Genomic DNA, 11,216 nt, shown 5'->3' with positions numbered 1-11,216 from the left:
CTCATCTTTCGATGCGCCGTGTTTCTTTTTTGTGAACATTTGATAATTTAAGTATTCAACATCGCTTACGCTTTGTTGGCACCTTCATCAAACGCCCACACTTATCGACTGTTAATTGTTAAAGAACTTTATTCTGTACCGCCTTCTGCCGTTTGCTACGAAGCGTTGTGTTCGTTGCAGCAGAGAGGTGAGATTATGCAGCGTTTCGCGTTTCTCGTCAACCTCTTTTTGTTACTTCGCTTCTTGCGAAACGCCCCTGAACTGTCTGCTAACTACTTGATTTCGCTAGTGTTTCAGCGGGGAGGCGAACTATAGCAAAGGCCTCGCCACCCTGGCAAGGATTTTCGGAAATGCTACACATTCCGTCGCGTCCAGCCGACGCTTTCTCACGAATACACGCATTTATGTGTCACGCGGCCCCTCCCTGACTGTAGCGAGGGCGCCGAATTCATCGTCGGTAAACAGCCGCGAGCGGGTCAGGAAGCGCCTTCCTGTCCCATTGTCCAGGGAGAACATCCCGCCGTTCCCTGCGACAACGTCGATGATCAGTTGCGTATGCTCCCAGTAAGCGAATTGGTCCTTTCCCATATAGAAGGCGGCGCCATGGATCTCGCCGACATGTACATCGGTATCGCTGATATTGAAATCGCCGTCCGGATAGCACATCGGGGCGCTGCCGTCGCAGCAGCCTCCCGACTGAAAGAACATGACCGGCCCATGCCGCGCGCGCAACTCGTCAATCATTGCGCGCGCGGCATCGGTTGCGACCACGCGTGAAAGCGCGTCACCCATATACAGCTCCCCTGGTTAAAAGAAGCCCATCGCGTTCGGGTTATAACTGACCAGCAGGTTTTTGGTCTTCTGGTAGTGATCGAGCATCATCTTGTGATTTTCGCGCCCGATGCCCGATTGCTTATAGCCGCCGAAAGCCGCATGGGCCGGATACAGATGGTAGCAATTGGTCCACACCCGCCCGGCCTCGATGGCGCGACCGACCCGGAATGCGCGCGACCCGTCCCGCGTCCACAAACCGGCGCCGAGTCCATACAAGGTATCGTTGGCGATGCGCAGGGCGTCGGCTTCATCGGTAAACGTGGTCACCGCCACCACCGGACCGAAGATCTCTTCCTGGAAGATGCGCATCTTGTTGTCGCCCTTGAAGACGGTCGGCTGCACGTAATACCCATCCTTCATGTCGCCCGCTTGCATATTGCGCGCGCCGCCGGTCAGTAGTTCGGCGCCCTCCTGCTTGCCGATATCGAGGTACGACAGGATTTTCTCCAGCTGTTCCTGCGAAGCCTGCGCGCCGATCATGGTCGAGGCATCGAGCGGATTGCCCTGCTTGATCGCCGCCACCCGCTCCAATGCGCGCGCAATGAATTTGTCGTAAATCGATTCCTGGACCAACACGCGCGACGGACAGGTACACACTTCGCCCTGGTTCAGCGCGAACATGGCAAAACCTTCCAGGCACTTGTCGAAAAACGCGTCGTCCGCATCCATCACGTCGGCAAAGAAGATATTCGGCGACTTGCCGCCCAGTTCCAGCGTGACCGGAATCAGGTTTTGCGCCGCGTATTGCATGATCAGGCGGCCGGTAGCGGTCTCGCCAGTGAAGGCGATCTTGGCGATGCGCTTGCTCGACGCCAGGGGCTTGCCCGCCTCCAGCCCGAAGCCGTTGACAATATTGAGCACGCCAGGCGGCAGCAGGTCGCCGATCAGCTCGATCAACACCATGATCGAGGCCGGCGTCTGCTCGGCCGGCTTCAACACCACGCAATTGCCCGCAGCCAACGCTGGGGCCAGTTTCCACACGGCCATCAGGATCGGAAAATTCCACGGGATGATCTGCCCGACCACGCCGAGCGGCTCATGGAAGTGATACGCGTACGTTTCATGGTCGATCTGCGCGACCGAACCTTCCTGCGCGCGGATGCACCCGGCGAAGTAGCGAAAATGGTCGATCGCCAGCGGGATGTCGGCCGCCGTGGTCTCGCGGATCGGCTTGCCGTTATCGATCGTCTCCGCCGTGGCCAGCAAGCTGAGGTTCTGCTCCATGCGCTCAGCAATTTTGTTGAGGATATTGGCGCGCTCGGCCTGCGAGGTCTTGCCCCAGGCTTCCTTGGCGGCATGCGCGGCATCCAGCGCCAACTCGATATCTTCCGCGCTCGAGCGGCCCACCTCGCAGAACACCTGCCCGGTGATCGGCGTGATGTTACCGAAATATTCGCCTTTAACAGGCGCAACAAATTTTCCACCAATGCAATTGTCGTAGCGTTGTTTGAACGGATTGGCTACGCCCAGTTTGCTGATATCTGCGAGATTCATGTCGTCCTCTTCCTTTTATGGTTATGTACCGGGAATCCAAGCATAGACGCACGTCAAACCAAGTACCTGCGCAAACGCAAAGAAACTTCAACAGCTACCCAGAGGCTAGTCCTTTCGTTGGTGCTCTGGCGCACATTACGCGCGCAAGCCATCCGGGCTCGCTGCAGGATTCATGGCGCCCGCGTATATTGCGTACCGACGCTTAACATCCCCCGGAGAACCCATGACGCAGCACCCGTTTCGCCTGAACACGATCGCCACCTTATTTGCGCTCGGCGCCACCGGCATGGCGGCGGCGGCGACACCCGAAGCGCCGGCCGACGCGCCGCTGGACGATGCGGTCGTCATCAGCGGAAGCCGGGTCGAGCACAGCAGTTTCGACTTGCCGGCAGCCATCGACGTGCTCGACGCCGCCCGCATCCGCGACGGCCAGTTGCGCGTCAACGCGTCCGAAGCGCTCTCTGCAGTGCCCGGCCTGGTGGCCCAGAACCGCCAGAATTACGCGCAGGACTTGCAGATTTCCTCGCGCGGCTTTGGGGCGCGCTCAGCCTTCGGCGTGCGCGGCGTGCGCCTGATTGCCGACGGCATCCCAGCCACCATGCCGGACGGACAGGGGCAAGCGGCAACTTTCAACCTCGACATGGCCGAGCGCATCGAAGTCTTGCGTGGGCCGTTTTCCGCCATCTACGGCAACCATTCCGGCGGCACGGTCCAGCTGTTCACGCGCGACGGCCAGGGCCGGCCGAGCGTGGAAGGCACGTTTATTGGCGGCAGCGCCGGTACGCGCAAGGCAGACGTCAACGCCCAGGGCGAGGCCAGTGGCATCGGCTACGTGATCGACACATCCCGCTTCGAGACCGACGGCGAGCGTGCACACAGCGCCGCCACGCGCGACCAGGGTTTTGCCAAGCTGACGATGGCGCCGACCAGCACCAGCAAGCTGACCCTGACCGCAAGCGCGCTGAGCCAGGACGACACCCAGGATCCGCTCGGCGTGACCTGGGCCACCTACCAGCGCGATCGGCGCGCCGGCGAAACCGACGCCACCGATACCCAGAATCCGAAGCGCACCATTGCCGACCGTTACAACACGCGCAAAAGCATCGACCACAAACAAGCCGGGGCCGCCTTCGAGCAGCGCCTGGGCGACGACAAGGTGCGGGCCATGGTGTACGGCGGCCAGCGCCAGGTGATCCAATACCAGGCGTTTTCCAAATTCGTGCAAACGCCCGCCAGCCACTCCGGCGGCGTGGTCGATTTCGACCGTGACTTTTACGGCGCCGACATCAACTGGCTCAGCGTGCGCAATGTCGCCGGCGGCAAGCTGAGCACCACCATCGGCATCGACTACGGCCGTTCCACCGACCAGCGCCAGGGCTATGAAAACTTTATCGGCAACCAATTCGGCCTGCAGGGCAAGCAGCGCCGCGATGAAAGCAATACCGTATCCAGCGTCGATCCGTATGTCCAAGCCGAATGGCAAGGCGGCGCCTGGGTCTTGAGCGCCGGGCTGCGCCACAGCCGCATGAAAGTCAGCGTGGATGATCGCTTTGTGACCAACGGCAACGACAGCGGCGGCGTCAATTTCCGCCACACCACGCCCGTGCTCGCTGCGCTATACAAAATCTCGCCAACCGTGAATGTGTACGCCAGCGCGGCGCGCGGCTTCGAAGCCCCGACCTTGAACGAGCTGTTCTATTCAGGCGCGGGCGCCGGCTTCAATTTCGCGCTCAAGCCCGCCACCAGCACCCATGTGGAAACGGGCGTGAAAGCCTATCTCGGCAGCAACACGCGCATCAATGCGGCCGTGTTCCAGGTAAAAACCAGCGACGAGCTGGTAGTCGACATTGCCGGCGGTGGACGCACCAGTTACCGCAATGCCAGCGAAACCTTGCGCAGGGGCGCGGAAGTGTCGCTGGACAGCCATTTTGGCGCGGGATTGAGTGGCCGCCTGGCCATGACCGCCTTGAACGCCACCTACGAGCAAGGCTTCGGCAACGTTGCCGCCGGCAGCCGCTTGCCGGGCGTACCGAAAGCGAAGCTGTTCGGCGAGCTGGCGTGGAAGAGCAGCGACGATGGCTTCGGCGCCGCGCTTGAAACCATCGCCAGCGGCAAAGTCTATGCCGACTACGCCAATGCCGATATCGCCGCCCCTGGCTACGCGATCGTCAACGCCCGCTTCCAGGCCAAGCAAGCACTCGGTGGATGGCGCTTCAAGCAGTTCGTGCGCCTCAATAACCTGAGCGACCGGCGCTATGTGGGATCGGTGATCGTCGGCGACGCCAACAAGCGCTTTTATGAAGCGGCCCCGCAGCGCAACTGGCTGGCGGGCGTAAGCGCGCAATACGTTTTCTGACCAGGCCCGTCGAGAGAGAATGACGGCTAGGTATCGGATTTTTCGCTGGCGCATAACCGGCTGATCAGCACGGGAGCCACGCCAAACGGAATGAAGGCGACACTGAACCCAAGGAAAAAAGCGCCGATGAGCTTCCATGTATATATCGCCCGTGCCGGTTTCAAGGAAACGCCCATCAGCCCGGACGAATGGTTGGCCAGCGCCAGCGAATGTGCGGAACTGCGCGTTGAAAAGAAGCTGAACCGACACGGAAAGATGTTCTGTAACGTCGCGTTGAAAGATCGGCGCGACGCTCGGCTGCATTTGACGCCGCACGGGCTGATCGACGCGCAAGAACCGTCGAAAGCGCTGATCACGATCATGTTCCGGCTTGCCGCGATGCTCGGCGCGGGTGTGTACGGCGAAAACCTGTATCGATATACCTCTCCCGACAATTGGGAACAGCACACTGCCCTTGCTCGCAAGGCGCGCGCGGATCGTCGCGAAAAGCGACGAATGGCGCGGCGGTGGCATGCATGCTGCTGGGCCCTGGTCCTCATCGCAAGCGCGATGATTGGCTGGGCTCTGGGCTGACCCTGGCCTGGGCCAGCCGCAAGAGTCAGCACAGCGGACGCGCCCCCCGGTCCTGACAAGGGCGCAGCACTTCAGCCGCGCCGGCTCACATCGACCCCGGATACAGCTTCGCCAGGGTCGCGCGCGCCACCTCCGTCGCGATCGCCTCGACGTCGGCAGCCGCCTTGCCCGCAGCACCCTCGCTGCGCAGCGCCTGCCACAGGTCGGCCAGCCGCCCCGCCTGCCCGGCCACGGCGCCCTCCACTTCCACCTGCCAGAAGGCCGGCGCCTCGCCTTCCACGAAGTTGCCGCGCCCGCGCCCGAAGTGCGCCACCGCCAGATAACGCAGGATGCTACTGACCAGCAAGGTTTGCAAAAAGTCGTCGGCGAACTGCATCGTGGTGCGGTTGCGGTCGGTGCTGGTATTAAAACCCCAGGCCGCGCCGGCCGCCGTCAGCGCGCCGACCACGCCGCCCAGCAGTGCCCCGGCCCCGAAGGTCAATCCGCCCGCCATCAGGTCGGCCGACAAGCCCGTGGCCGCGCCCGACACCACCGCCCCCAACAATCCGGCCTGGGCGCGGTCGAGCGGCGCGCGCACGGTGAAATTCTTGCTCACGCGCGCGTTGATCTTGGGCGCCTCGCTCGGATCGAGCTGATGCAGCGCCAGCAGGCGCCCGGTGGTGGCGGCGATATGTTGGTTCAGCCTTTCCACCAGCAAACCCATGGCCCGCTCCTGCCGCTGCTGGTCGCTCTTGCCCAGGCCCACCACTTTCATGGCTGACTTGATGAACGTTTTCTCGTCGGCCTCGACCGGCTCGCTGTCGCGCGCGGCGCTGGTGATCTGGGCGCTGGTGATCCGCATCGCTTCGACGAAACGCTCGCGGTTGTTGGCTTCCCACAGCGCAAACAGGCGCGCGTAAGCGGCCTGCTTGGGCTCCTCGACCAGCTTGCCCACCGCCTCGTAAAAGACGCGCTCATGCACCCAGCAGCGGGCGAAGGCATCCAGCGCCAGCACATCGCGCACGATCTTGTACTGGTCCAGGTGCTGTTTCCAGGCCGTTTGTTCCTGCTGCTCTTCGTGCGCCGGACGCGGCGGCCCCAGCTGGTTGAGCAGCACTACCACCGGTTTGCCCAGCCATTCCAGAATGCGCATCTCGGCCGGCAGGTAGCCGGCGTCGCGCGGATGTTCGGACGAGTTAACCAGGTACAGCACCACATCGGCCTCGTCGCGCGCGGTGCGCAGCGCTTGCTGGCTGAGCCAGAACGGGCGGTCGCGGTAGCGGTCCAGCACTTCGCGCAGGAACCAGCCGATCGGATTACCGGCCATGGCCAGCCGCTTGAGCAGGCGCACCGAGTCGCCGAAGCCGGGCGTATCCCACAGTTGCAGGGTGTCGCCCTCGGTTGTCTTGAGCAGCAAGTGCGACTCGGCAAAGATGGTCACGTGGGCGGCGTCGCGCACCTCCCCCACATCGACCCCGACCAGGGTGCGCGCCAGGGTGGTCTTGCCGTTGTTGGTGTGCGAAATCAGTGCAAACTGGATATGGACAGGGGTGTCGCTCATGATGCCTTCGATAAACTAAGTCCGGCGCCGAGCTCCAGCGGGCGGCGCTCGGGATGGAGCAGGTTGACGATGGTCGCCGGGGCGCGGTGGAACTGGCAGAACTGTTGCCACAGCGCGATGCGCTCGGCCAGCCGTACATCGGCCCCGGCTTGCGCACCGCTGCGCTCGGTCAGCGCCGATTCGTCGATCAGCACGGCAATGCCGCGTTTCGAGGCGCGCACCAGGTGGTCGAGAAAGGCGCCATGATTTTCCTTCTCGGGCGTTGCCGCCAGGCTGAACAGCACGGCGGTCTCCGTCACATTGGCGTCAATCACGCTCAGGTCGCGCAGCATATCGACCGCTTCTTCACCATAGCCGGAAGACGGGCGCAGCATCACCCGCGCCTGGTCGCCGAACAGGGTGACGGCAATCTGCGCCAGGCCCTTGTCGCGCGCCTCGTCCAAGGTGTAGCTGTAGGGCAGCACGCGCAGCAGGGCTGGCGCGGTCGTGCCGGCCTCGCCGTTGAGCTTGCGGAAGTAGGGCTGCTCCAGGTCCAGCGGAAATTGATTGCTCATCCGCTGCGCGCGCCAGTGCGCCACGCCAGCGAGCACCAGGCGCGGCAGCACCACCAGCAGCAGCAAGGTCGCACCATATAAATGCACCCACTTGGCCCCGCCCGCCCCGGTCGGCACTTTCGAAAATTGCAAGGCCTCGATGTCGGCGATGCTGAAGCCTTCCAGCGGCAACAGCGCCACCGCCGGCGCAAACAGCACCGACAGGATGCCGTGCACTTGCGTGGCGTTGAGGAAGGTGCTTTCCCAGCCGGCCACATATTGCGTCAGGAACCCGCGCGCGTACAGCGACAGCACCGCGCCCACCGCAAACATCGCGGCGGCCAGGTGCATGGTGCGCGCCAGGCGCGCCTGCGTCAGCCTGGCGCTCAGCTCGCTCCACTGAAGACTGAAATTGGTCAAGCCGGCCGCCAGCACGTTCGGCAGCTTGCGCGGCAGCGACAATTGCGCCCCGCTCAGGCGGCGCATCAAGGCCGGCGAGACCCAGCCGTTCTTCCGTGCCGGCACCAGCACCCACGCCATCAACAACAGATACACCAGCATATTCCAGCCGATAATCGCCAGCAGCGGCGCCGACAGCAAGTCGACCCGGTGCGGATCGCCGATCCGGTCGACCGCCGCGCCGAGCACCAGCGCCAGCAGCGGCAAGCCGAGCGACAGCGCCTTGAAGCCGCCGCGACGGCGCGCAATGGCGGCGAACGCGGGCGTGCGCTCGCTCAGGCGCTTGAGGATCTGCTCGGCGCGCTGTTGCAAAAAGTGCTCGGTGGTCACTGCCGACTTGCTGTCGGACGCTTGCCACTGCGCCAGCTCCTTCGCGCTGCGGCTGGCGTACAGGCGATCGTCGTCGCTCAGCACCTCGTGCTTGCCGTCCATGGTTTCGATCGCGCGCACCAGCACCACGTCCCTTGCCACCTGTTCGTTCATGCTTTTCCTGTTCTTTTTACCAGCTCATTTGTATGAAACGACAACATTCACAAGCCAATTGTGCCGCACTTTGCAGCCCTACGCTAATGCCGTTAAGTTAAGCGGATTTTTGGCCACCAACCTAAAAACCGTCATTCCCGCCTGCGCGGGAAGTCATTTCTGCCAGTGGCAGGAATGACGGGCCAAAGTTAACACCATTACCGCCCTACGCTGGCCTTGCAAGAACGCGACAGCGTGGATGTGCTATCTTAACGCGGAATTTTCTTGACACTTTCTTATCTCTCCTCACGATGCGCCTCCCAGACATACTTTCCACCCACGACCCACTGCTGGCCAGCGAACTGGCCCAAGCGATCGACAACAAGACCAAGCCGCTGGGCAGTTTGGGCGCGCTCGAAACGCTGGCCCGGCAGATCGGCCTGATCCAGCAAACGACCAGGGTGGCCCTGCACAAGCCGGCCATCCTGGTGTTCGCGGCCGATCACGGCGTGGTGGCGGAAGGCGTCTCGGCCTATCCGCAAAGCGTCACCTGGCAGATGGTCGAGAACTTCCTGTCCAGGGGCGCGGCGATTAACGTCTTCGCGCGCCAGAACGGTTGCGCGCTGCAGATTATCGACGCCGGCGTGAACCACGACTTCGGCAAGCGCGCGGCGCTCATGGACTGCAAGGTCGCGCGCGGCACCGCCAACTTCGCGCAGCAACCTGCCATGAGCTGGGCCGAATGCGCCGCCGCCCTGGCGCACGGCATGCGCATCGTCGGCAACCTGGAGGGCAATGTCATCGGCTTCGGCGAAATGGGCATCGGGAACACCACCGCCGCCGCCGCGCTGATGCACAAGCTGACCGGCGTGCCGGTGGCCCACTGCGTCGGCGCCGGCACCGGTTTGTCAATCGAGGGCGTGCTGCACAAGCAAAGCGTGATCGAGGCGGCCGTCGCCCTGCATGGCGACATGAGCGAGCCGCTCGACATCCTGGCCACCTTCGGCGGCTTCGAGATCGCCATGATCGTCGGCGCCATGCTCAAGGCGGCCGAACGGCGCATGGTGCTGCTGATCGACGGCTTCATTGTCAGCAGCGCGCTGCTGGTGGCGGCGCGCCTGCAGCCGGCCATCCTCGACTACTGCGTATTCTCGCACTGCTCGGACGAAGCCGGCCACGCACGCATGCTCGAGCACTTTCACGCCAGGCCGCTCCTGAACCTCGGCCTGCGCCTGGGCGAAGGCACCGGCTGCGCACTGGCGCTGCCGCTGCTGCACGCGGCCGTCAACTTCCTCGGCGAGATGGCCACCTTCCAGTCGGCGCGCGTGGCCGGCCAGTCGGCGTAAAAACACGCCATGGCCAGCATCGTCCACCAGTGCCGGCTGTTCTTCATCGCGCTGCAATTTTTTACGCGCGTGCCGATTCCGGGCTGGGTGGGCTTCGATCCATCCTGGCTGCACCATGCGTCACGCTATTTTCCGCTGGTCGGGGTGGTGGTGGCCAGCGTGGCGGCGGCGGTGTACGCCGGCGCGGCGGCGCTTTTTCCGGCCCCCGTGGCGGTGATATTGTCGACGGCGGCGGCCATCTACCTGACCGGCGCCTTCCACGAAGACGGCCTGGCCGACATGTGCGACGGCTTCGGCGGCGGCTTGAGCACAGAGCGCGTGCTCGAGATCATGAAGGACTCGCGCATCGGCACCTATGGCGCGGTCGGCATGGGGCTTACGGTGGGCCTCAAGTGCGTGCTGCTCGCGTCCCTGCCCACACCGGCCGTCATCGTCGCGCTGTTCATCGCCCATCCTTTATCGCGCCTTGCGGCGGTGAGCCTGATCTGGGAAATGGAATACGCGCGCGCCGACGGCAAGGCCAAGCCGATGGCCCAGCATATGAGCCACCGGGAATTCGGCATCGCCTGCGCCTGCGCCGGCATGCCCGCGCTGGCCCTAGCAACGGCCGGCATGCTGCCCTGGCTTGCACTGCTCGCCAGCGTGGCCGGCGCCGCGCTGGTGGCGTGGTGGCTGGGCGCCAAGTGCCTGCGCCGCATCGGCGGTTACACCGGCGACTGCCTGGGCGCCGTGCAGCAGGTGGCCGAAGTGGTCATCTACCTGGCGCTGCTGGCGTTTTTCCATCGCGGCGCCTGGCCCTGACATGCGCCTGTATCTGGTGCGCCACCTGGCGCCGCAGGTGGCGCCAGGTGTGTGCTACGGGCGCACCGACCTGGCTGTCGATCCCGGACTGCAGGCGCTGGCCCTGCCCGCCCTGCGCCAGCGCCTGCCGGCCGGCGCACCGATGTTCTCGAGCCCCCTGCGGCGCTGCGCCGGACTGGCGCAAGCCCTGGGCGGGGCGGCGGTGCGCTACGACCCTCGCCTGGCCGAACTCGATTTCGGCGACTGGGAAATGCGCCGCTGGGACGACATCGAGCGCGCCGCCATCGACGCCTGGGTCGCCGACATGGCCGGCTACCGCCCGGGTGGGGGCGAAAGCGTGACCGACATGGCGCGGCGCGTGTCGGCGTTTTATGCCGATTGCATGCGTTCGCACACGAGCGCCGCCATCGTCATCTGCCACGCCGGCGCCATCCGCCTGCTGCTGGCCCGCGCGCGCGGACTGGCGCCCGAGGCCATGGCGCTGGAAGCGGCGCAGCGTCCCCACGCCATCGCCTACGGCGAGACCGTCACCATCGACTGTGTATAATTATCGGGTTTTGGTGCCCGCGCCCATGTCCATGAGCGCAGTTAAACTGGGAAACACGAAGCCTGCAACAGGCCAACGTGTGCTGCCCCCGCAACGGTAAGCAAATGTCGCTGACATGGCGACGAGCCGCCTCGATTGACCACTGTGCATTTGGCATGGGAAGGTGAGACGGCCGCATTTGCCAGCCCGGATACCGGCCAACACAGGTGGGAACGTGCGGCAGTTGCACGCTCCTTTTCAATCTGGCCAACGGGGACGTCGGCCGGTTGCT

General features: G+C 63.9%; 9 protein-coding genes and 1 riboswitch. Of the genes, 5 read left to right on the top strand and 4 right to left on the bottom strand.

What is annotated here, in order from left to right; all coding sequences use genetic code 11:
• Nucleotides 1–402 precede the first annotated feature (402 nt).
• Nucleotides 403–792, bottom strand: coding sequence for a DUF779 domain-containing protein (locus F2P46_RS33400; RefSeq protein WP_166898531.1), 390 nt, complete (start codon nt 790–792; stop codon nt 403–405).
• A gap of 15 nt (nt 793–807) precedes the next feature.
• Entirely contained in the window at nt 808–2,328 is a 1,521-nt protein-coding gene (gene adh / locus F2P46_RS33395) for an aldehyde dehydrogenase (protein ID WP_166898530.1), read from the bottom strand.
• A gap of 223 nt (nt 2,329–2,551) precedes the next feature.
• Here adh and F2P46_RS33390 point away from each other — a divergent pair, with 223 nt between their 5' ends.
• Together F2P46_RS33390 and F2P46_RS33385 are read left to right on the top strand one after the other, a co-directional pair.
• A complete protein-coding gene (locus F2P46_RS33390) occupies nt 2,552–4,684 on the top strand; it encodes a TonB-dependent receptor (protein ID WP_166898528.1) in 2,133 nt (710 codons plus the stop codon).
• A gap of 90 nt (nt 4,685–4,774) precedes the next feature.
• Nucleotides 4,775–5,257, top strand: coding sequence for a hypothetical protein (locus F2P46_RS33385; RefSeq protein WP_166898526.1), 483 nt, complete (start codon nt 4,775–4,777; stop codon nt 5,255–5,257).
• Between the two features lie 85 nt (nt 5,258–5,342).
• Here the strand turns inward: F2P46_RS33385 and F2P46_RS33380 are convergent, their stop codons facing one another.
• Together F2P46_RS33380 and F2P46_RS33375 are read right to left on the bottom strand one after the other, a co-directional pair.
• Complete coding sequence (locus tag F2P46_RS33380) at nt 5,343–6,797, bottom strand: DUF3482 domain-containing protein (protein WP_166898524.1); 1,455 nt, start codon at nt 6,795–6,797, stop codon at nt 5,343–5,345.
• Nucleotides 6,794–8,272 carry a DUF2868 domain-containing protein gene (locus F2P46_RS33375; RefSeq protein ID WP_166898522.1) on the bottom strand — a complete coding sequence of 493 codons (1,479 nt, stop codon included), beginning with the start codon at nt 8,270–8,272 and terminating at the stop codon, nt 6,794–6,796. The genes F2P46_RS33380 and F2P46_RS33375 overlap by 4 nt, the downstream gene beginning before the upstream one ends.
• A gap of 290 nt (nt 8,273–8,562) precedes the next feature.
• On the opposite strand from F2P46_RS33375, the gene cobT reads away from it, so the two are divergent.
• The 3 genes from cobT (at nt 8,563) to F2P46_RS33360 (ending at nt 10,945) form a co-directional block, all read left to right on the top strand.
• The gene (cobT, locus tag F2P46_RS33370) at nt 8,563–9,597 is read left to right on the top strand and encodes a nicotinate-nucleotide--dimethylbenzimidazole phosphoribosyltransferase (RefSeq protein WP_166898520.1); all 1,035 of its coding nucleotides are present in this window, start codon (nt 8,563–8,565) and stop codon (nt 9,595–9,597) included.
• Nucleotides 9,598–9,606: 9 nt separating this feature from the next.
• Entirely contained in the window at nt 9,607–10,398 is a 792-nt protein-coding gene (locus F2P46_RS33365; RefSeq protein ID WP_166898518.1) for an adenosylcobinamide-GDP ribazoletransferase, read from the top strand.
• Nucleotide 10,399: 1 nt separating this feature from the next.
• A complete protein-coding gene (locus F2P46_RS33360; protein WP_166898516.1) occupies nt 10,400–10,945 on the top strand; it encodes a histidine phosphatase family protein in 546 nt (181 codons plus the stop codon).
• Nucleotides 10,940–11,162: riboswitch (cobalamin riboswitch) on the top strand. Its footprint overlaps the gene before it by 6 nt.
• Nucleotides 11,163–11,216: the final 54 nt, after the last annotated feature.

Source organism: Massilia sp. CCM 8734, from assembly GCF_011682155.1.
Lineage (GTDB): Bacteria > Pseudomonadota > Gammaproteobacteria > Burkholderiales > Burkholderiaceae_D > Telluria_A > Telluria_A rubra.
Note: the sequence above shows the minus strand (reverse complement) of the source record. Positions and strands in the feature narration are given on the sequence as shown.